Genomic DNA, 21,247 nt, shown 5'->3' on the forward strand with positions numbered 1-21,247 from the left:
ACCCCGGCCACCAGGTACGCGAGCCGGGGTTTCCGTCTGCTTTCTCAGGCTCCGGGGACGGCGACCGTGGTGGCGATCATGCGGGCTTCCTGGGCGGCCTTGCGGGGGCCTTCGTGGAAGTCGGGGGCGGCGCAGGCGAACAGGGTCGTGCCGGCGGAGCCGCCGAGGGCGCAGGCGTAGACCGGGGTGCCCGGCCTGATCTCGTCGGTGATGGTGCCGCCTTCGATCACGCGTACCAGGCGGTCGCCGATGGCGTCGGCGATCCAGAGGCCGCCCTTCACGTCCAGGCAGGCGCCGTCGGGGGCGACGCTCAGCTGGGACAGGGCCGGCACGATCTCGCGGTCGGCGGGGAGCGGGCCGAACTCGGCCCAGGTACGCCGGTTGACGAGTTCGCCCCCGTCGGTGATGTCGAACGCGGTCACGCGGTTGCCGAAGGTCTCGACCACGACGAGCACGTTGTCGGGCGTGATGGCGCAGCCGTTGGGGAACCAGAGGTCGTCGGCGACCTGGGTGACCCGGCCGTCGGGGTCCACGCGGTGCAGCGTGGTCGGCTCCAGGGGGGCGCCCGCCATCAGGTCGAAGCCGAAATTGCCCACGTACGCGCGACCGTGGGCGTCCACGACCATGTCGTTGAGGTGGCCGCCGGCGTGCTCGGTCAGGTCGGCGTGGACGGAGAGGGATCCGTCCGGCTCGCGCCGGAGGACGCGGCGATCGCGCATGGACACGATCAGCAGCCGTCCGTCGGGCAGCCAGCCCAGGCCGGAGGGCTGCCCGGGAACGGAGGCCTCCGTACGTCGGTCCGACCCGTCCTCGCGCATGGACGTGACCTGGTAGCTGTAGAAATCCGAGAACCACAGCCGGCCGTCCCGCCATCGCGGGGCCTCCAGGAAGTGGAAGCCCTCAGCTACGGTGGTCATCTCCGCGGTCATGGTCGTCCTCCTTTTCTTTTGGATGAGCTGCGCGGCGCGGGTGCTGCCCGGCGGAGGCGGCGGCGCCGCTCGTCCTCACACCGCTTCCCCAGCGACGTGTCGTCATCGCGCGGCCGGCCCTCAGCCGGTCCACGGCCTGGTGCAGTCCAGGACTCTCGATGGCGACGATCACGGCGAGCAGGCAGGCGTAGAGGAGCTGGGTGGAGAAGTCGGGCAAAGCGGTGATCGCGACGATCTGGGCGAGCAGGGCCACGGACAGGGTCCCGGCCAGCAGGCCCAGCGGAGCGCCACGGCCACCTGTGAGGGACACCCCGCCGAGCAGGGCGGCGACGGCCGCGAGGATCAACGGCTGGAGTCCCGGGTCCGGGTTGGCCGAGGCGTAGCTGTAGCTGAGCAGGGCGCCGCCCAGCGCCGCCAGGGTCCCCGACACGGTGAAGATCCCTATTAGCCGCCGGTCGACGCTGACTCCCGCCACACGGCTCGCCCGGCGATCACCGCCGACGGCGCGCAGCTCGCGTCCCAGCTTCGTGAAGCCCAGGACGACCGCGGCGCCGAGGAAGGCCGCTAACGTCAGCAGACTCCTCGGCGAGAAGACGTCCGCGACCGTCTGATCGACCCAGAGCGTCACGTCGCTGTTGCGGTACGTCGTGCTCAGCCCTCCGGACATCGTGTACGTCAAACCGAGAAGCGCGATATACGTCGCGAGCGTGACCGGCAGGGACGGAATCCGCAGCCGCGCGATCAGCCCGCCCTGCATCGCCCCGATCGCGGCCCCGGCGGCCACGGCCACCAGCACACCCAGGAAGGGCGAGCTCTGGCCGGCCTCGACGGCGAGGATGCCACCCAGCGCGTACGTGCCGACGACCGACAGGTCGAACTCACCGGCGATCATCGTGAGCCCGATGGCTAGGGCAAGAAGCCCCAGCTGCGCGAAGCCCTGCAAGGCGTTGTAGACGTCGAACGACTCCAGCGGCCTGCCGCTCACCAGCGGGGAACACAGGAACCCGGCCACCACGATCACCAGCGAGACCGCCGGCAGGAGGCGGTCCGGTTGCGACAGCCGTCCGGATGTCATCGCCAGCTCCTCGTGGTGCGTACGTGCACGATGACGACGACGGCCAGCACGAGCAGTCCCTTCGTGAGGATCTGCGCCCCGGTCGGAAAACCCCGCAACAGCAACACGTCGGAGATCGTGGAGATCAGCAACGCGCCGCCCAGGGTACGCAGGGCGGATCCGCGCCCGCCGGTGATCGCCGTCCCTCCCACGAGGACCGCCGCGATGGCGTCGAGCGTGAGCGTGCCGCCGAGCGTCACCGTGGCGGACGTGTTGAACGACGCCAGAAAGATCCCAGTAAGCGCGATGCACGCCCCGAAGAAGGCCCAGGCCAGGGTGGTCACCCGGCCCACGGGCAACCCCGCCGCGCGCGCCGCCGCCCGGTTCTCCCCGATCAGGTACATCTGCCTGCCGGCCGTCGTGCGGCTAAGCACCCACTGCGCGAGTACGGCGGTCCCAAGCAGGACGTACACGGCCAGAGACAGGCCCAGCGGGGTGGCGTTGAGAAGATCGAACGCCTGCGTCTGGGGATAGACGGGGGTTCCGCCGCTGAACCAGGTGGCAATGCCGCCGATCGCGAATCCGGCCGCGATGGTCAGCACGATCGGGTTGGAGTTCCAGAAACCGATGATCGCGCCCTGTGCCGCGGTGATCGCGACCCCGGCGGCGACAGCGATCAGCACGGCGGTCCACAGCCCCAGCTGCTGCGTGGCCAGGAACATCATCGCGACGACGGTCGCGGTCTGAGAAACGGCCATCGACACCGCAGACCCGACGATCATCACCAGGGTGGCGCCGATGGCCGTGATCCCCACGAACGCGGTCGAAGCGAGGATCGCACGGGCGTTGTCCAAGGTGAGGAACCGTTGCGTCGTCACGGCCACCGCGATTAGCGCCAGCAGCGCGACGACGAGAGCCACACCGGACACGGTCGGACGCCATCCGCCGGAAGGATCGGCGAGTTGTTCCGGTTCGGCGGTGTCGCTGCCGGGCCCGAGCGGCGGTCTCTGTGTGGCACGCGGCATTCTCATGGTGCGTCCACGCCATGAGTCATGTCGCGCATCAAGAGCGCCTCGTCCACAGCGCCCTCGTACCGGTTCACGACCCGGCCATCCCGCATGGTGACGATCACGTCTCCCAGTTCGAGCAGTTCGTCGAGCTCCGTGGACGCGAAGATGACGACGAGTCCGTGGTCGGCCGCTTCGCGGAGCAGGCGGTGGATCTCCGCGCGTCCGCCGACGTCCACGCCGCGGGTGGGCTCGTCCAGCAGGAGCGCCCAGACGTCACCGCCACCGAGACACCGCCCGACGAAAACCTTCTGCTGGTTCCCCCCACTCAGCGCCAGCACGTCGTCATCGAGCCGCCCCTCCGGCAACCCGGATTGTTCGGCCAGAGCGAGAGCAGTGCGGCGCTCCAGTCGCGACTGAACGACACCGGCCCGCGCCAACCTGGGCAGGCGGGTCGCGACGAGGTTCCGCGCGACCGACGTACCAAGAAACAACCCTTCGGACTTCCGGTCGTTGGACACGAAGGCGAGACCGGCCCGCGCAACCCGTACCGGATCGCGGAAGGGAAGCGGCCGGCCGTGCAGTTCGACGACCCCGGTCGCCTTGGGATGCAACCCGGCGAGGGCGCGCAGCACGTCGGAGGCGCCGCTGCCGAGCTGCCCGGCCAGCGCGTACACCCGACCGGCCGAAGCGGTGAGGGTGAAGTCCGACAGCCGTCCGGGCACATGCAGGTGCTCGATCCGCAATGCGGGAGCGTGGGCGGGATCCCACGCACGCGTGGCCGTCAGCCGACGCGGCGCGGCTCCGAGCATCTGCACGATCAGTTCGTCGACCGTCAGATCCCTCGCCGGAGTCGTGGCCACGCTGCGGCCATCCCGCAGCACGGTGACCGTGTCACACAGCGCGAGCACCTCGGACAACCGATGCGAGACAAAGATCACCGAACAGCCCAACCCAGCGACCCGCCGGATGGCAGAGAACACATGCTCGGTCTCGACATCGCTGAGAGTCGCCGTCGGCTCGTCCAGAATCACCAGCCGAGCCTTCTGGCTCAGCGCCTTCGCGATCTCGACCAGCTGACGCTCCCCGATACTGAGCGCCGACAACGGCTGATCCGGACTGATGTGCCCCAGACCCATGTCGTCCAGAATCCGGCGGCAGTCGGCGGCGGCCCAGCGCCGCCGGTTGACGAAAGGCACGTGGATATCGCCGAGGAGCATGTTCTCCAGCACGGTCAATGCCGGGATCACGCTCAGTTCCTGGTCGACGAGCGCGACACCCGAACGCTGCGCGGCCTGACGACTCCGGAAATCCACCGCCTCACCACGCAGAACGATCCGCCCGGCGTCCGGCGCCAACTGCCCGGACAACAACTTCACCACCGTGCTCTTACCGGCTCCGTTATGCCCGCACAGCGCATGAATCTCCCCGGCCCCGACCGCGAACGACACATCCCGTACCGCGGCCACACCGTTGAAGCTCCGCGACAGCCCCTCGACCCACACATCGGCGTCGAGGGGCCCCACGGTCGCCGATCCGCTCATGCGTGGCTGCACTGCTCGGCGAACCGGTCCACGGTCGCGGCGGTGACCCGCTCCTCCTGGACGATCTCACTCTGCGGCGGATTCTTCCCCGTCAGGTATCGCACGACGTAATCAGCGGTCTGCTTGGCGATCGTGCCGGGGTCCTCGGTCGCGGTGCCGTACAGTTCGCCGGCCTTGATGGAGTCGATTCCGGCCTTGAAGCAGTTGCTCCCGGTGACGATCAGGCCGTCCTTGCCGCCGACCGGGATGCCGGCCTGCTTGGCGGCCTGGATGATCGGGAGGGCCATGTAGTCGGCCATGCCGTACGCGGCCTGGACGCCGTCGCGGCCGTACTTGGCCAGAAGCTGCTGGGCGATCTCCCCGGACAGCTTCGGATCCCAGTTGGCGTCCCGCTCCTCGACGACCTGGTACTGCGGCGCGGTCGCCAGCACCTTCGCGAACCCCTTCATCCGGTCCTGCGTGACGAGCATCGACTTGGTCCCCGTGAGGACAATGATCTTCCCGGAGGTACGGCCCTGCGCCTGCAACCCCTCGATGATGTTCTGAGCCGCGAACTCCCCGAGTTTCTCGTTGTCCGACAGCACCGACATGACCTCGTTCGCCACCGAAGGATCGGTCGGCCCGTCGAAGACCAGCACCGGCACCCCGGCCGCCTTCGCCTTCTGAATCGGTACGGCCATCGCCTGCGTGTCGAGAATGGCCAGCACGATCAGATCCGGCTTCTGGGCGACCGCCTGGTTGAACTTCTGGATCTGCGTCCCCGGATCCATCGTCGTCATGTCATTGATCTTGATACCGGTGGACGCCAGCTGTTCCCCGAACACCTTGTTGAAGTACGCCCCCCACGGGTTGGCACTCCCATAGCCGACCAGAGCGAGCGTCTTGCCTTCGAGCGACGTCGACCCACCACTCGGGGCCGGCGGACCAGCGGTGTTCCCGCCGCAGGCGGTGGCCAGCAGGGCCAGGCATAAGGAGCCGGCGAGGAAGCCGAAACGAAGCGATCCGATGCGAAGCATGCCACTTTCCTTTGACTTGGTGCGATGCACCCGAGATCGCCAAGTCGTGGACGGTGACGGGCGCACACTCAGACCGGGGGCTCATGGCCTCTCACGCGCTCCCGGGCCTGAAGCCGGCTGCTTGTCGTGGTGGTGACTATGTGTCCTGGTGGTGACTAAGCGCATAGTTATTCGCTAGAGTGCCGGGTGTCAAGGCACAGAGCGCTCACGGGACCGGATCGTGCTCCTGCCGGACGGGCGGAGCGCCCACCTGTGGCACCCTTTACCCATCCGCGAGACGTGCAGAAGGCGAGAGTCGCGTATGGCCAGACGGCAGGCCCGCTTCACCGCGCAGGACTTGGCCGACGACCCCCGATGGCAGGACCACTCCTCCGACCTCTGGAACAAGACGCTCGGCGACGTGCCCCGCGCCCTGCTGACCTCAGCGGTCCGCTGTTTCGCCGCGAACGGCTTCCACGCCACGACCACGCGCGACATCTGTGAGGGCGTGAACCTCACCGCGGGCGCGCTCTACGTGCACTTCCCGTCCAAGGAACTGGTCCTCTTCGAGATCATCCGCGCCGGCCACCAGCGCGTCCTGGCCTATATCCGGGATCTCGCGGCCCCTGCCTCGGCCAGTTCGGCCGACCAGCTGCGTACGATCATCTCGCGGTACACCGAGTGGCACGCGCGCCACCACGTGGCGGCCCGGGTCTGCCAGTACGAGCTGGCCGGTCTCACGCCGCAGCACTACGACGAGGTGCTGGAGATCCGCCACGAGACCAACCGGGTCTTCCGGCGCGTCGTCGCCCGCGGGGTCGCGGACGGCTCGTTCAAGCAGATCGACGTCAAGCGGGTCACCCGGGCGATGTTGTCGCTCAGCATCGACCTGGGCCGGTGGTACCGGCTGGAAGGCTCGGACTCGCCCGAGCAGCTCGGCGAGTTCTACGCCGATCTCGCGCTCGCGATGGTCTCCCATGACGCCCCGGTCCGCGGCGCCGTACCGGCGCTGGACGGGGACGCGGCCGCCCGGGTGCGGCCCTAGCCCGACTGTGATCACACCTATTGACAAGGCTGTGACGCCTGGCTAACTATGCGCTTAGTCAGGTGCTGGAGGTCCCATGCGCGGTCTGATGCAGGAACGAGCCCTCGACCTCTCCGTGCTCATGCGCCGCGTGGAACAGCTGTCCGGCCACAAGAAGATCGTCACCGCCACGGTGGACGGCGAAGTCGTCGCGACCTGGCAGCAGGTGGTGGGCCGGGCACGACGGCTCGCCGCCGCCCTCGACCTGCTGGACGTGCCGCGCGACGCCCGGGTGGGCACGTTCGGCTGGAACTCGCAGCGCCACCTGGAGCTCTACCTGGCGGTGCCGAGCTGGGGCCGGGTCCTGCACACGATCAACCATCGCCTGTTCGCCGCCGAACTCGCCTACATCGTCAACGACGCCGCCGACGACGTCCTGTTCGTCGACCGCACGCTCATTCCGACGGTGTGGCCGCTGCTGGAACGCTGCCCCACCGTGCGGCACGTCGTGGTCATGGACGACGGCGGCACGAACGAACTCCCCGGCGACTCCCGGATCGTCGACTACGAGACACTGCTCGCCCGGGCCGCCGGCCCCGCGCCGCCGGTCACGCTCGACGAGAACGACGCCGCCGCCCTGTGCTACACCTCCGGCACCACCGGCCGTCCCAAGGGTGTGCTGTACAGCCACCGCTCGATCGTGCTGCACGCGCTGATGCTCCTGGGCGTGGACGCCTTCGCGATCAGCGAGCGCGACGTGGTCATGCCGATCGTCCCGATGTTCCACGTCAACGCGTGGGGACTGCCACATGCCGCGATGCTCGCCGGATCCGACCTCGTCCTGCCCGGCCCGGCGACGAGCCCGGCCGAGCTGGCGCACCGGATGGCCCGGCATCGCGTGACGTTCACGGCCGGGGTCCCCGCGGTCTGGCGCGGCCTCCTCCCCCTGCTGGGGGAGCTCGACCTCTCCTCACTGCGCATGGTCGTGTCCGGCGGCAGCCCGCTCCCCGAGTCGCTCGCCCGAGCCTGGTACGACGCCACCGGCGTCAGGCTCACCAGCTCCTGGGGCATGACGGAGACCAGTCCACTGGTCGCATGCTCCCGAATCGCGACCGCGCACGACGAACTCGACCCGGACGCCCAGGCCGCGGTCCTCCGTACGCCCGGCCCGCCAATCCCACTCACCGAGCTACGCCTGGTCGACGACGAGGACAAACCGGTCGAGCGGGACGGCGTCACGCCGGGCGAACTACAGGTGGCCGGGCCGACCGTCGCGTCCGCCTACTTCGGCTCCGACCAGGGAGCACCGAAGTTCACCGAGGACGGCTGGCTGCGTACGGGCGACATCGCCACGATCGACCGGTACGGCTACGTCCGCATCGTCGACCGCGCCAAGGACCTCGTGAAGTCGGGCGGCGAATGGATCTCCTCGGTGGAACTCGAGAACGAGATCATGGCCCACCCCGGCGTGGCAGAGGCGGCGGTGATCGCCATCCCCGACGACCGCTGGGGCGAACGCCCCCTGGCCTGCGTCGTCACCACACCCGGACGCGGCCTCGACGCGGCGGACCTGCGCGCCCACCTGACCGGCCGAGTCGCCTCCTGGTGGATCCCGGAACGGATCTGGCTCCTGCCCGCGATTCCCAAGACCGCCACGGGGAAGTTCGCCAAGGTCGCCCTCCGCGAGCAGTACGCCGCCCACCACCACAACGACTGAGTGACCTTCCACCAAAGGAGACACGCCATGCGCAAGGGAATCGTGGTCACCGCGCACGTGGGGATCGAGAAGCTCGCGGCACGCGCCGAGGACCTGGGTTTCAGCAGCTTCTGGGTGTACGACACGCCCATGCTGCACGGCGACCCGTTCGCCGCCCTGAGCTTATGCGCGAAGGCCACCAGCCGGATCAAGCTCGGCGTCGGCGTGACCTCGCCCGCCCTTCGCTCGGCTCCGGCGGCGGCCAACCACTTCGCCAGCCTGAACGCGCTGGCACCGGGACGCGTCATCTGCGGAATCGGAACCGGCAACACCGCACGCCGTACCCTCGGCATGCTGCCGACGACCATGGCCGAACTCGAGAGTTTCACCGCGTCGCTGCAGGCCCTGTGCTCCGGGCAGCCGGCCGAGTACCGCGAGGGCAACCGGACCCGTGAGATCGAGTTGCTGCACGTCGGCCCGTACGTCAACACGGCGGACCCGATCGAGTACGCGGTGGCGGCGTTCGGGCTGAAGGCGGCCGCCATCGCCGGACGCCGGGGCGCCGGGGTGATCTCGTTCGGGCTGCTCGACCCCGGGGCCTGGACGGCGCTCGACAAGGAGCGGGAGAGCGCGGCCCGCGCGGCGGGCCAGCCCGTCGAGGTGGACTCCTATGTCATGACCTCGATGCACGTCCTCGCTCCGGGCGAGGACCGCCACGGCGACGCGGCACGGGACGCGATGGGACACATCGCGCTGTCGCTGCTGACCTTCGCCGCCGACAACCCGTCCTTCGCCGAGAGCATGTCCGAGGAGGAGCAGGGGGCGATGCGGCGGCTGCTGGCCCAGCGCGGCACCACCGCGACCGCGACCGACCGTCACAAGGTCCTGTACCGCAACTACCTCGGCCGCATCTCCCCCGAGGAACGCGAACTCGTCGTCCCCTCCCTGATCGACAACCTCGGCCTCGTCGGCACCCGCGAGGAACTCGAAATCCGGATCACCCAACTGGAGCAGTCCGGCATCGACGAACTCGTGATCCAGCCGGTCGTGGACCCCGACGCCGAAATGACCGCCTTCGCCGGCCTGACCATCTGATGGTCGTTCCGGCCTCGGACCGACAGGCCGAATGGCATTCGAATTAGGTGGCCAATTACCGAACATTTACCGAATTTCAGCCAATCGGGTACCCTTTAAGGATCAGTGTCGTACGGAACAGCCTGCGACAACGAGAATTAGGGGAGACATCCCATGACCCACCAAAATGGTAATCATCAGCCAGAACCGGATGAAACGGATGATGTGCTTGAGTTGCGGCGTGGGGACATCGTCTACGTGTTCCTCCACGGGCGTGTCGGCTTCGAACGCAACGATGATCACTACGTCAACGGCCGGCCCGCGTTGGTGATCCAGAACGACGGCGGTAATTCCCGTCGCTCGCAGACGATCGTGGCAACTCTGACCGGAGCCAGGGCTTACAAGAACAAGCCGACCCAGGTGCTCGTCGGAAAAGAGGAGCTCGGCGCGGGCGGAAAAGACTCCGTGATCGACTGCGGTGACATTCTGACGATTGACCGGCGCCGGATAAATGAATGCATGGGAGTCTGGGCGAGCCTGAGCCCGAGTACGATGCGGGCCGTCGACGCCGCCCTCCAGAAAAGCCTGGCCCTGCCCCGCACCAGCTGAATTCGATCGAGTTGACTGAACGGGCCGGATGCTCAGCATCCGGCCTCATTTTTGCCCGGAACTACGGCACCATTCTGGCGGTCAGCGAACCGTCCGCCGCCACTTCCGCCGCCGACGCGAGGTTCAGCACCAGAAGGTCCTGCAGCCCGTTGTAGAAGAGAACCGGCACGTCGTTCCAGGGGCCGTCATCGTTTTCCCGCGCCTCGTACCCGTCCAGCACGAGCGAGCGCACGCCGAACCTGCTCTGCGCGGTCTGTGCCCACTCGGGCACCTGCGCGACGGCGGCGAGAATCTCCGGACCCGCGCCCAACCGGCCGACACTCCGCACATTCCTCGATCGGGGACCCCGTACGCCCAGCCGGGGAGCCGAGAACCGCACGAGCATCCAGCGGAGTCCGGGCACGTGCACGGTCCCCGGCATGAGGCGCAGATGCGCGGGGTCGAATCGTATGCCGTCGAGTTTCCAGGACCGGGCCTGCCGTTCGGCGGCGACCGCCCACAGTTCGGCGGCCGTCTCCTGCGCGGTCGCCAGGTGCGGGGTCAACACCAGCGACGCGGTGGCGGGCGGCACCGGGTTCTGCCGGCGCACCCGCTCGAATTCGGCGGCGGTGAAACCCCAGCCGCGCCGCTCGTTCCACGCCTGGACGTGAGCGATCTGCTGTTCCGGAGAGACGTCGGCACGATACCCTATCCGCCCTTGGCGGAGGAAATTCAGGGAAACGATATTTCCCAAATCATCTGGCATAGTTCGCTCACCCCCTTGCGTAAATCAATTAATACCACTCAATGCGAACCGGGTCAGCCGGTGCCGCGCAGATAAGCGACGATCATTTCGCCCAGCATTCTGCGCTGTTTGGCGCGGTGCTGGGGAGCGGTCATCTCGCGGCCGAAGAGGGCGCCGAACGTGTGCTGGTTGGCGACGCGGAAAACGCAGAAGGCGCTGATCATCATGTGCACGTCGATGGCGTCGGCCTCGGTGTCGAACTCGCCGCTCACCCGTCCCGCCTCCAGGATGCGGGTGATGATGTCCAGCACCGGGGTGCCCAGATTGGCGAGGACCTCGGATTTGCGGATGTGCTCGCCCCGGTGGATGTTCTCGATGGCGACGAGCTTGATGAACTCCCGGTGCGCGTCGTGGTGGTCGAAGGTGAGCTCGGCGAGGGTGCGGATCGCCGCGGTGGGCGCCAGATGCGCCACGTCCACGGTTCGTTCGACCGTACGGACCTCGGTGTACGCCTTCTCCAGGACGGCGATGTACAGCTGCTCCTTGCTGCCGAAGTAGTAGTAGATCATCCGCTTGGTCGTACGGGTGAGGTCGGCGATCTCGTCCACCCGGGCTCCCGCGTACCCGTCGCGGGCGAAGACCCGCTGGGCGACCTCCAGGATCTCGGCGCGGGTCCGGTCGGCGTCGCGCTGGCGGACCGCGCTCGGGCGGGTGCCGGACGGGGAGGTCATGGCGCCCATCCTACTGAGGCGGGACCTGCCCCTCCCCGGCGGCGAGCGCGTGCTGGACGGCCAGCCGTACGGGGGCGTTGACGGCGCCGTACCCCCGGTAGCCGCCGATGCGCTGGACGAGTTCGAAGAAGACGTGGCCGAGGGTGACCGTGTACAGGTGCAGGAACTCGCCGTGCTCGTCGCGGTCGTACAGGATGCCGAGGTCGCGGTAGTCGGGCGGGAGGTCGTAGCGGGCGTCCAGGTCGTCGTGGTAGTTGGCGGGGATCGGCAGGAGCAGGCCGGGCGGCAGGGCGCGGGCGGTGGCGACGAGGTCGTCGCAGGCCAGGGCGATGTGCTGGGAGGGCAGGCCCTGGACCTGGGTGATGTTGAGGACCACGCGGACCGGGCCGGCGTTCATGGCGCGGCTGCGGAGCAGGCCGTACGGGTCGGGGACTTCGAGGCTGGGTTGCGGGGTCAGGGCCAGGACGGCGCGGTAGAAGAGGGCGGCCCCGTCGAAGTGGTGCCAGGGCTGGGTGAGGGCGACATGGTCGATCTCGACGACGTGCCCGGTCACCGGACCCGGCGAAGCAGGAGGCCGGAAGGTGATCCGGGTTCCGTCGGGGGCGGCGATGGCACGTTCGCCGGGGACCACGCCGGCCCGCAGCGCTTCGGCTCGGGCCATGGAGGCGTCCGGGTCGGGGCTTTCCAGCCCGATCGCCGCCAGCGCCGCTTTCCCGGGAGCCTCGCGTACGACGATTCGCGCCGCACCCTGCTCCCACAACTGATCACCCGTACGGGCGAACCCGAGCGCCGTCAGCATCTCCCCCAGCGGCCCCGGATCGGCGGCGGCCAGCTCGGCGAAGGCGAACCCACTGGGGACGACGGGCTCCGGCACGTCCAGGGCGATCAGTGAGCGCATCCCGTCCAGCGCGGTCCGCCGGGCGTCGGCCTGCCGGAACACGTCGTTGAAGACCTCCAGCGACAGCGGTCCCGCGTATCCGGCGCGCAGCGCGTGCCCGACCAGTCCGGCCACGTCGAGCATGCCCTGACCGGGGAAGCAGCGGTAGTGGCGGCTCCACTGGAGCACGTCCATGGCGAGCAGGGGCGCGTCGGCGAGCTGGAGGAAGAAGATCTTCTCGCCGGGGATGGCCTCGATGCCGATGGGGTCGGAGCCCCGGGACAGGATGTGGAAGCTGTCCAGGCAGACGCCCAGGTTGGGGTGGCCGGCCTGGCGGACGATGCGCCACGCGTGCAGGTAGTCGTCCACGTGCCTGCCCCAGGCGAGGGCCTCGTAGGCGATGCGGATGCCGTACTCGGCGGCCAGGGAGGCCAGTGATCGCAGCTGGTCGGCGGCCAGGTCGTCGGAGTCGATCGCGGCCGGGGACACGTTCGAGCAGACCAGCAGCAGATCGGCGCCGAGGCGTTCCATCAGCCGGAACTTCCTTTCGGCCCGGCGCATGCCGGCGGACAGCGAATCCGCCGGCATGGCTTCGAAGTCGCGGAACGGCTGGTAGAGGTCGATGGTCAGGCCGAGGTCGGCCGCCCGCAGCCGTACCTCTTCGGGCGAAAGAGGTGAGGCGAGGAGGTCGTTCTCGAAGAGTTCGATGCCGTCGAATCCGGCGGCGGCGATCGCGGTGAGCTTCTCCGCCAGGGTGCCGCTGACCGACACAGTCGCGATGGAAGTACGCATGTCAGGCCGCGACCAGGCTGGTGAGGTGGGCGAGCATCCGTTCGGTGTCCGGCTCGCGGCCGGTGAACAGGCGGAACGCCTCGGCGGCCTGGAAGACGACCATGCCGCCGCCGTTCAGGGTCCGGCAGCCGCGCAGGGCGGCCTCGCGCAGGAGTTCGGTCTCCAGCGGGCGGTAGACGATCTCGGCCACCCACAGCTTGGGGCGGAGCAGGTCGGGCGGGAGGGGGAGGCCGGGATGGTGGGCCATGCCGGTGGGGGTGGCGTGGACGAGGCCGTCGGCTCGCCGTACCAGGTGGGGAAGGTCGGCGAGGGCGGCGGCGGTGACGCGGCCGTCGCCGAGGCGGGTGGCCAGCGCGGCCGCGCGGCCGGGTTCGGCGTCCACCAGGGTGAGGCGGCCGACGCCCAGGGTGAGCAGCGCGTACGCGACGGCGGCTCCCGCGCCGCCGGCGCCGAGTTGCACGACCTCCCGAGTGGGCGCGCCGGGCAGCCCCCGGGTGAAGGACTGCGCGAACCCGGTCCAGTCGGTGTTGTGCCCGATGGCCCGGTTCCCGTCGAAGACGACCGTGTTGACCGCGCCCAGCGCCACCGCGTCCGGCGACAGCTCGTCGAGATGCCCGATGACGGTCTGCTTGCACGGATGCGTGATGTTGAGCCCGTCGAACCCGAACCTCCGCGCGGTACGGACCAAGTCCCCCACCGCCATCCCCGCCACGTCGATGTCGATCAGCCGGTACAGGTAGCGCAGCCCCTGGAAGGCGGCCTCGCGCTCGTGCAGCGGCGGGCTCCACGACGGCCCGATGCCCGAGCCGATCAGCCCGATCAGGTAGGAGGTCATCGACCCGCCCTTCCACCAATGTACGAACCAGTGAGTTAGTTATCTCCGGCAACCCCCACCTTCATCCAACAAGCCCTCATAAGTCCAGTTCAACTACGAAATTTCACCTCTTGACACTGTGGGGTGCCCCCTGCACCATGCAGGAATCGAACCAGTTAATGAACTATCTGGTTCGTAACAACGCCCGACCACACCCCCCAGGGAGCAGTCGTGACTGATCAACCACCCGGCGTGCGGCAAGGCACACCGCGCAAGGCTGCCGTCGCCGCCTGGATCGGTAGCGCACTGGAGTACTACGACTTCTTCATCTACGGCAGCGCCGCCGCCCTGATCTTCTCGGACGTCTTCTTCGACACCTCCGACCCCGCGACCGCCACCCTGCAGTCCCTGGCCACGTTCGGCGTCGCCTACGCGGCCCGCCCGGTCGGCGCGTTCATCCTCGGCCACATCGGCGACCGCTTCGGCCGCAAGAAGATCATGGTCTTCACGCTGATCCTGATGGGCGTCTCCACCTTCCTCATCGGCTGCCTGCCCACCCGGGAGCAGATCGGCGGCCTGGCCCCCGTGCTGCTGGTGGTCCTGCGCGTGCTGCAGGGCCTCTCGGCCGCCGGCGAGCAGGCCAGCGCCAACTCGATGACCCTCGAACACGCCCCCGCCGACCGCCGCGGCTACTACACGAGCTTCACCCTCAACGGCACCCAGTTCGGCCAGATCCTGGCCACCCTGGTCTTCATCCCGGTCGCCGCCCTGCCGGAGGAGCAGATGCTCAGCTGGGGCTGGCGCGTCCCGTTCTGGCTCAGCGTCCTGGTCGCCATCGCCGGGTACGTCATCCGCCGCCGCGTCGAGGAAACCCCCGCCTTCACCCAGTCGGTGGCCGAAGGCACCGTGGCGAAGATGCCGCTCTCCCTACTCTTCCGGGACCACTGGGCCAGCGTGCTCCGCGTCGTCTGCGCCGCCCTCATCGCCACCGTCAGCACGATCTTCACGGTCTGGGCGCTCAACTACGCCACCAGCGACGAGATCGGCCTCGACCGGGCGACCATGCTCTGGGTGAGCAGCGCGGCCAACGGCGTCGCCCTGATCGCCATCCCGCTCTGGGCCAGGCTGTCGGACCGCATCGGCCGCCGCCCGGTCTTCCTGGTCGGCGCGATCGGCAGCCCGATCATGATCTTCGCCTACCTGGCGGCCATCAACTCCGGCGACTACCCGCTCATCTTCCTGGTCGGCATGGCCACCCTGGGCGTCGTCTACAGCGCCTCCAACGGCATCTGGCCCTCCCTGTACGGCGAGATGTTCACCACCCACGTACGCCTGTCGGGCATGGCCATCGGCACCCAGATCGGCTTCGCGGTCGCCGGGTTCGCGGTGGCCTCGGCCGCGGGCATCGTCTCCCCCGAAGGCTGGCTGGGCCTGCAGGGCTGGGTGGGCGTGGGGATCTTCACGGCGGTGTTGTGCGCGATCAGCGCGGTGGCGGTGGCCACGGCGCGGGAGACGTACAAGATCCCGACTGAGGATCTGGGGCGGGCGCCGGCGGCGCTCAGCCACTCGGCGTAGAGCAGGTCAGGGCCGGTGTTCCCGGCCCTGACCTGTCGTTCTCAGTCGCCGCCCCGGCGGGTGAGGACTCGGACGGCCACGCTCGGGCGCAGCAGCGCCGGGGTCGGGTCGAGGTAGCCCGCCACCCGCCAGAAGGCGTCGGCCACCGCGACGTCGCCCGATCCGACGCGGTGCAGCCTGGCCACGTACCGGTTGATCAGGCGGGTGGCCAGCGGGCGCGGACCCTTGATCTCCGGGAGGGCCAGGTCCCCGGTGGCGGAGAGCTGCCAGGCGGGATCGATGGCCTTGGCGGCGGCCCGGTAGAAGCGCCGCGCCAGTTCGTGGTCCCCGGCCGCCAGGCAGGCGCGCATGGCCTCAGCCTCCAGGGAGGCGACCGTCATGCCCTGTCCGTAGATCGGGTTGAAGCTGCACAGGCCGTCACCGAAGACGAGCAGGCCCTCGGGATGGGCGCGGAGTTTCTCGTAGTGGCGGCGCAGGCTCGCCGGGAAGGTGTGGGTGACCAGGTCGGACAGGCGTTCCGACTTGGTGATCACCTCGTGCACGTCCGGCGGGGCGATGGTCTCGACGAAGGCCAGGTAGGCGTCCGGATCGGTGGGCGGATGATCGCCCGCCATGCCCGCGACGGTGAGCACCCAGCGGTCGCCCTCGCAGGCCATGAACGCCATCGCGCGCGGGCGCCCGGGGACCGGGCCGACGAGGATGCCCTGCTCGGGGGCGAGCGCGTCCGGCGGGGTACGCATCATGCAGCTGACGTAGCGGATGCCGACCTGGATGCGCTCCTCCGGCGGGCGCGGGTACCCCTGCTGGGACATCCATTCGAGGGAACGCCCGGACCGGCCGAGCGCGTCGACGACCAGGTCGGCTTGGACGGTCTCCTCCTGGCCGCCGTCGCCGCGGCGGGTGAAGCGCGCTCCCGTGACCCGGCCACCCTCGGTGGTCAGCCCCGTGACGTCGCAGCCCTGGACGAACTCGACGCCCGGCAGCGCGGCGACCCTCTGGCGCACCGCGTGTTCGAGGGTGGCGCGGGTCGGCTGGAGCATGGTGGGGCCGAGGTGGCCGCGGACCAGGCGGTGCCCGGAGACCACGAAGCGGATCTGCCGGGCCAGCTGGGTGAGCGGCACGCCCGCCGCGCCGAGTTCGTCGGCCAGGCCGGGGAAGAACGAGCCGAGGACCTCGGACCCGCGCGGGAGCAGAACGTGCACGTGCTGTCCCTGCGGGACACCGCGCCGGTTGCGCGGCTCCGCGGGGAGTTCGTCGCGTTCGAGCAGCGTAACCCGGTCGAACGCCTCGCTGAGCGCCCGCGCGGCGAGCAGGCCGCCCATGCTGGCGCCTAGGACGACGGCATGACCACGTCCCATCGTGCACCTCCCGTCGGAAAATAACATGACACCGTTATTGTGCGCGGTACGGCCTGCGGCGTGAATGCCGAAATGTGCTGTCCCGCCGGGTCCCGTTTCCCGGAGGTAGATTTCTGGGCAGCGGATCGGCCATACGGGGATGGCAGGCGATCCGCCGTACGGGGATTCATGACGCGGCCGATTCTGGCTGCCGCCTTTCCCGAAGTCGCCCGATCCGCCGGAACACGACCGGAGGCGCTGATGCGATCTCGCCGGACAGGAACGTTACTTCTCACCTCGCTGCTCATCTCCACCACTCTTGCCGTACTCCCGCAAACCGCCCAGGCCGCGAACGCGTCTGTCGTTTCCGCCGAGTCCTGGACGTACGTGACAAAAGATCTCCCAGACGAGACCCACTGGAACGCGACCCCGTTCGCCCTCACCGGGTACGTCCCCGGCGGCCTCAGCCGCTCGTTCTACCGCTTCGACCTTTCCGAACTCCGCCATCGCGCCGAAACCGGCTGGTTCAGAAACGTCCTCCACGGCGGTACGGGATGCCCGGCCGCCCTGGAGTTATGGGAAACCGGGACCGTCACTCCGCAGACGACGTGGCGCAACCAGCCGCGCTGGCTCAAGAAGCTCGCCTCGGTGCGGTTCACGGAGAACTGCGCCGAGCAGATCGTCGAATGGCCGCTGACCGGCCTTCCCGACCGCAAGAAGATCACCGTGGGGCTGCGGCTCGCCGACGAGAAGGCCACCGGCACCGCGTTCCTGTTCCGCGCCGGAACCGCCGCCCTGCAGTTCGGCAACACCAGGCCCGGTAAGCCCACCCGCCTGTGGCTCCCGGCTCACGACGGCTGCGGTTTCAGCCAGCCCATCCTGGAGAAACTGTCCGCCACGAACGTCCTGACCCCGACCTTCAACGCCCTGCTCACCGACCGCGACACCGGTCAGGCCCTGCGCGCCCACTTCGAGTGGCGCACCACCGGCGGCCCTCTGATCGCCGCCCAGAAAACCGCCTTCGGCCCTGCCGACCAGCCCAAATGCGTGACCGTCCCCAAAGGACAGCTGACCGAATCCGGCTCCTACCAGTGGCGCGTACGAGCCGACGACGGCACCGCCCTCAGCCCCTGGAGCGACTGGTACCCCTTCACCGTCGACATGAAGCCCCCGGACCGGGCGCCGATCGTCTCCTCACCCGACTACCCCGAAGGCCAGTCCGCCGGAAGGATCGGCCAGCCGGGCACGTTCACGTTCGACCCCGACGGCGTCCCTGACATCGCCTTCTACTGCTGCGACGCCGACTCCAACTTCACAACCTCCCCCACCGTCACCCTCAAACCTCTCTCCGCGGGCCCCCAATCCCTGCGCGTGCGATCCTTCGACGCCGCCGCCAACCCCAGCCCCGCCACCGACTACTCCTACTCCGTCAACGACGTCCCCCTCCCCGTCATCAACTCCCCCGACTACCCCGAATTCGAGTACGCCGGCTCCCCCGGCACCCCCGGAACCTTCACCTTCACCGGCAACGGCCTCGCCGACCTGATCACCCACTACGCCTACCGCCTCGACCCCCCAGACGACCCCTGGACCACCATCCCCGCCCCCGACGGCACCGCCACCACCACGATCACCCCCACCGCCCCCGACGCCCACATCCTCCGCGTCGAAGCCCTCGACCGCGACGGCGACACCATCTGGTCCACCACGTACTCCTTCAACGTCAACCCCTGACTCACACTCGGTGGCCTTCGACCACGAACGGCCGCACCTACGGACGCCCGGATCGGCGATCTCACGCCGATCCGGGCGTTCTCATGAGGCCGGGAGTCAGTGGAGTTAGCGGGACATGATGGCGATGCCCAGGCACATTTCGTCGCTGGTGCCTTCGCCCCAGACGACGTAGCGCGGGGGCAGGTTCTGGAGTTGGGGGAGTTGGGCGCGTAGGGACGCGTCGTGGGTGCAGGTGACGCGTACGGTGTCGCCGGGTTTGACCTGGACGGGGGTCTTCAGTGGGCGGAGGGCCTGGTCGTCGAAGTTGTAGCTGGGGACGTCCAGGAGGGTTTGGGCCTTCGGGGTGCCGGGGTTGAGTTCGACCTTGATGGAGCGGCCCAGGAGGTGCATGTGGCCGGCCAGGGCGTGCATGGTGCCCGGGCCCTCGATGGGGAGGTCGCAGTGCTGGGTGGGGCCGGGGTCGGAGGGGCCGCAGAGTTGGGCCAGTTCGTCGGCGGAGCGCATGGACTCGTCGCCGAAGCGGCGGCCGATGTCGGCGATGGCCGCTTTCCGGTTGCAGAGAGGGCCTGATTCCTCGGCGGTGCAGGGGAGTTCGACCTTGCCGGGGAACAGGGCGGTGCCGAGGGGTTCGAGGGCCTTGTCGGTTACCCGTAGGCGGATTCCGGACTGGTCGGAGCCGGTGCCGCCGAGGGTGTTGTAGTGCACCTGCATGACGAGTTGGCTGCCGGAGGGAATCGGGTGGCCGTACTTCGGGTCGAGGAGGGTTTCGTTCGTTCCCGGGGCCCAGTGGGAGACCCATCCCGCTTCGCGTACGCCCGCGTCGGCGAAACACGTCCAGCCCTGTCCTGGTGTCTCCGCGTCGAGAGTCTTCGCCTGGGTGGCCTGCTCGGGCGTCAGCCTGAAGAAGATCGCGTGGTGGACGATGGCGAGATTCTCGGGCATGAACTGCGCGCCCGTGAGAAACGACTCCCCCTTCAGGCCTGGATCAATAAGGAAGCACCGATAATCGTCGGTCCCCCCATTTGGCCCTTTCGGACTGTACGCTTCCGCCATCTTCAGCGTGACGAACCGCTCCCCGTCCCGCAGCGGCTGCGACACCGGCGCACTCCCCGAATGCGACCCATGTCCCTGTCCTTGCCCCTGCCCTTGCGGAACCGTCCGCTCTCCCCCACACGCGAGAACGATCAACGAAACCGCGACCAGAACCAGAATTCCCCGAATCCGAGTCATACTCCCACGGTCGCTGATCCCCTACCTCTCCACATCCTCCTCCAGAAGGTTCCTCCCCTCCTCCGACAGCCTGATTACGGTTTTTCCCCCACCCACCCACCCTTTTCGAGCTGGCGCTCAGCCCGACCAGCACGATCGCAGCCGGCGGCGGGTCGCCCCCGCCCAATCACCGGCGCCCACGACCAACCCCAACCAACCCGTCCGGGCGAACCCCAAAGGCCATCTCAAGCCGTCCAGGTGAACCCCAAACGCCATCCCAGCCGGTCGAGTGAACATCAAACGCCATCTCACGTCGGCCGATTGAACCCCAAACGCCATCTCAAGCCGGCCGGATGAACGCCAACGCCATCTCGGGCCGGTCGCTAAGAATCCCAACCAGAATGAAGCCGCTCACACTTGGCGCCGGTGCGGCGAGCAGCGTCACCTGCGTTAACGGCGCCGGATAACGGCGAGAGGCCGGTACCACGGGTCATTCTGGCCGGGGCATCGGGTCATTCTGGCCGGTGCCTCGGGTCATTCTCTAGGCGTTCTAAGGAGCTGAGGCGCAGCCGGGGTCTCGGCGGCGCCAGGAGTCGACCGGTTCGGCGGTTCCGCGTTCCAGTAACCAGGTGGCGGCCGCGAGCAGGGCGGCCGCGGCGGTCTCAGGGGAGTCGTACGAGCGGGTTGGGAGTTCTTCGACGGCGTGCATGCCGCAGTCCCACTGCGCGTAGCAGCGAACCGCAATGTCGCAGTCGACATCCCACCGCGGACCGTCATCCGGCGACTCTTGGGGGGTGACCCCGACACAGAATGCCGGAAGATCCAAATTATCCGACTCCACCCATGCACGAAGATCGATGATGGTCATCGCGGGATATATCCCGAACTCCAAGCCACTGCTCACCCAACCCGATGACGCACCCAGCACCTCAGCCAGCCGCCCCAACTGATCCTGCGCACGGAACACGATTTCCCGAATCGCACCAAGATCCACTGATTGACCGAAGGTCCACCGCAGATCACCCTCGGCGAGCGGAATCGACTCCATATTCCCCAGTCTGAACAAAAACACGGCGACCACCAGGGCCCCCGCCCCCCGTAGCCATGCCGTGACCAGCGCGCGGCAGTAGCCGAGACCGCGCTAAGCGCGCCCAACAGAATGACCCGAGGCACGGGCCAGGATGATCCGCGGTACCGGCCAGGACAACCCGCGGTACCGGCCAGGATGATCCGCAGTACCGGCCAGGATGACCCACGCCCGCGGTACCGGCCTCTCGCCGTTATCCGGCGCCGTTAACGCAGGTGACGCTGCTCGCCGCACCGGCGCCAAGCATGATCGGCTTCATCCTGTCTGGGGTTCTAAGCGTGCCTACCAGAACGAAGCGGTCACTCTTGGCCCCGATGCGATGCCAAGAGCGACCGGCGTCATTCTGTTATGGGTTCTTGAACCGTGCCCCACCCTCCCAAAACCCAAGATCGACCCCCAACCGGCAACCGCCGCACCATAAGTCGTACGCCCCGG

18 protein-coding genes are annotated in these 21,247 nt (G+C 68.6%); 6 read left to right on the forward strand and 12 right to left on the reverse strand.

Annotated elements, in window-relative coordinates; translation table 11 throughout:
• Positions 1-44: 44 nt before the first annotated feature.
• The 5 genes from Aph01nite_RS34410 to Aph01nite_RS34430 are packed head-to-tail and all read right to left on the reverse strand — an operon-like array spanning position 45 to position 5,550.
• The gene (locus tag Aph01nite_RS34410) at positions 45-929 is read right to left on the reverse strand and encodes an SMP-30/gluconolactonase/LRE family protein (protein WP_204045231.1); all 885 of its coding nucleotides are present in this window, start codon (positions 927-929) and stop codon (positions 45-47) included.
• Complete coding sequence (locus Aph01nite_RS34415) at positions 901-2,004, reverse strand: ABC transporter permease (protein WP_204045232.1); 1,104 nt, start codon at positions 2,002-2,004, stop codon at positions 901-903. Before Aph01nite_RS34415 ends, Aph01nite_RS34410 begins: the two co-directional genes overlap by 29 nt.
• The gene (locus tag Aph01nite_RS34420) at positions 2,001-3,014 is read right to left on the reverse strand and encodes an ABC transporter permease (protein ID WP_204045233.1); all 1,014 of its coding nucleotides are present in this window, start codon (positions 3,012-3,014) and stop codon (positions 2,001-2,003) included. Before Aph01nite_RS34420 ends, Aph01nite_RS34415 begins: the two co-directional genes overlap by 4 nt.
• The gene (locus tag Aph01nite_RS34425; RefSeq protein WP_204045234.1) at positions 3,011-4,534 is read right to left on the reverse strand and encodes a sugar ABC transporter ATP-binding protein; all 1,524 of its coding nucleotides are present in this window, start codon (positions 4,532-4,534) and stop codon (positions 3,011-3,013) included. The genes Aph01nite_RS34420 and Aph01nite_RS34425 overlap by 4 nt, the downstream gene beginning before the upstream one ends.
• Complete coding sequence (locus tag Aph01nite_RS34430) at positions 4,531-5,550, reverse strand: sugar ABC transporter substrate-binding protein (protein WP_204045235.1); 1,020 nt, start codon at positions 5,548-5,550, stop codon at positions 4,531-4,533. The genes Aph01nite_RS34425 and Aph01nite_RS34430 overlap by 4 nt, the downstream gene beginning before the upstream one ends.
• Positions 5,551-5,851: 301 nt before the next feature.
• On the opposite strand from Aph01nite_RS34430, the gene Aph01nite_RS34435 reads away from it, so the two are divergent.
• The 4 genes from Aph01nite_RS34435 to Aph01nite_RS34450 all read left to right on the forward strand — a co-directional run bounded on the left by Aph01nite_RS34435 (position 5,852) and on the right by Aph01nite_RS34450 (position 9,932).
• Positions 5,852-6,574, forward strand: a complete 723-nt coding sequence (locus tag Aph01nite_RS34435; protein WP_204045236.1) for a TetR/AcrR family transcriptional regulator — start codon at positions 5,852-5,854, stop codon at positions 6,572-6,574.
• Between the two features lie 76 nt (positions 6,575-6,650).
• Complete coding sequence (locus tag Aph01nite_RS34440; RefSeq protein ID WP_204045237.1) at positions 6,651-8,270, forward strand: long-chain fatty acid--CoA ligase; 1,620 nt, start codon at positions 6,651-6,653, stop codon at positions 8,268-8,270.
• A 27-nt stretch (positions 8,271-8,297) separates the two neighbouring features.
• Positions 8,298-9,344, forward strand: a complete 1,047-nt coding sequence (locus Aph01nite_RS34445; protein WP_204045238.1) for an LLM class flavin-dependent oxidoreductase — start codon at positions 8,298-8,300, stop codon at positions 9,342-9,344.
• A gap of 153 nt (positions 9,345-9,497) precedes the next feature.
• Positions 9,498-9,932, forward strand: coding sequence for a type II toxin-antitoxin system PemK/MazF family toxin (locus Aph01nite_RS34450; RefSeq protein ID WP_204045239.1), 435 nt, complete (start codon positions 9,498-9,500; stop codon positions 9,930-9,932).
• Positions 9,933-9,993: 61 nt separating this feature from the next.
• Here the strand turns inward: Aph01nite_RS34450 and Aph01nite_RS34455 are convergent, their stop codons facing one another.
• The 4 genes from Aph01nite_RS34455 to Aph01nite_RS34470 are packed head-to-tail and all read right to left on the reverse strand — an operon-like array spanning position 9,994 to position 13,891.
• Positions 9,994-10,677 (reverse strand): hypothetical protein, encoded by a 684-nt coding sequence (locus Aph01nite_RS34455; protein ID WP_204045240.1) that lies wholly within the window; start codon positions 10,675-10,677, stop codon positions 9,994-9,996.
• Between the two features lie 53 nt (positions 10,678-10,730).
• Complete coding sequence (locus Aph01nite_RS34460; RefSeq protein WP_204045241.1) at positions 10,731-11,387, reverse strand: TetR/AcrR family transcriptional regulator; 657 nt, start codon at positions 11,385-11,387, stop codon at positions 10,731-10,733.
• Positions 11,388-11,397: 10 nt separating this feature from the next.
• Entirely contained in the window at positions 11,398-13,056 is a 1,659-nt protein-coding gene (locus tag Aph01nite_RS34465) for a sugar phosphate isomerase/epimerase and 4-hydroxyphenylpyruvate domain-containing protein (RefSeq protein ID WP_204045242.1), read from the reverse strand.
• A gap of 1 nt (position 13,057) precedes the next feature.
• Complete coding sequence (locus tag Aph01nite_RS34470; RefSeq protein WP_204045243.1) at positions 13,058-13,891, reverse strand: shikimate dehydrogenase; 834 nt, start codon at positions 13,889-13,891, stop codon at positions 13,058-13,060.
• A 210-nt stretch (positions 13,892-14,101) separates the two neighbouring features.
• Here Aph01nite_RS34470 and Aph01nite_RS34475 point away from each other — a divergent pair, with 210 nt between their 5' ends.
• Positions 14,102-15,445: an MFS transporter gene (locus Aph01nite_RS34475; protein WP_204045244.1), complete on the forward strand. Its 1,344-nt coding sequence runs from the start codon at positions 14,102-14,104 to the stop codon at positions 15,443-15,445.
• 41 nt (positions 15,446-15,486) lie between these two features.
• Here Aph01nite_RS34475 and Aph01nite_RS34480 read toward each other — a convergent pair whose 3' ends face one another.
• A complete protein-coding gene (locus Aph01nite_RS34480; RefSeq protein WP_204045245.1) occupies positions 15,487-16,803 on the reverse strand; it encodes an FAD-dependent oxidoreductase in 1,317 nt (438 codons plus the stop codon).
• 240 nt (positions 16,804-17,043) lie between these two features.
• Here Aph01nite_RS34480 and Aph01nite_RS34485 point away from each other — a divergent pair, with 240 nt between their 5' ends.
• Entirely contained in the window at positions 17,044-18,516 is a 1,473-nt protein-coding gene (locus Aph01nite_RS34485) for a hypothetical protein (RefSeq protein WP_204045246.1), read from the forward strand.
• Positions 18,517-18,621: 105 nt separating this feature from the next.
• Here the strand turns inward: Aph01nite_RS34485 and Aph01nite_RS34490 are convergent, their stop codons facing one another.
• Both Aph01nite_RS34490 and Aph01nite_RS34495 read right to left on the reverse strand, forming a co-directional pair.
• Positions 18,622-19,458 (reverse strand): monooxygenase, encoded by an 837-nt coding sequence (locus Aph01nite_RS34490; protein WP_239162200.1) that lies wholly within the window; start codon positions 19,456-19,458, stop codon positions 18,622-18,624.
• Between the two features lie 817 nt (positions 19,459-20,275).
• Positions 20,276-20,773 carry a hypothetical protein gene (locus Aph01nite_RS34495; protein WP_204045248.1) on the reverse strand — a complete coding sequence of 166 codons (498 nt, stop codon included), beginning with the start codon at positions 20,771-20,773 and terminating at the stop codon, positions 20,276-20,278.
• Positions 20,774-21,247 lie beyond the last annotated feature (474 nt).

This window comes from Acrocarpospora phusangensis (assembly GCF_016862995.1).
Classification (GTDB): domain Bacteria; phylum Actinomycetota; class Actinomycetes; order Streptosporangiales; family Streptosporangiaceae; genus Acrocarpospora; species Acrocarpospora phusangensis.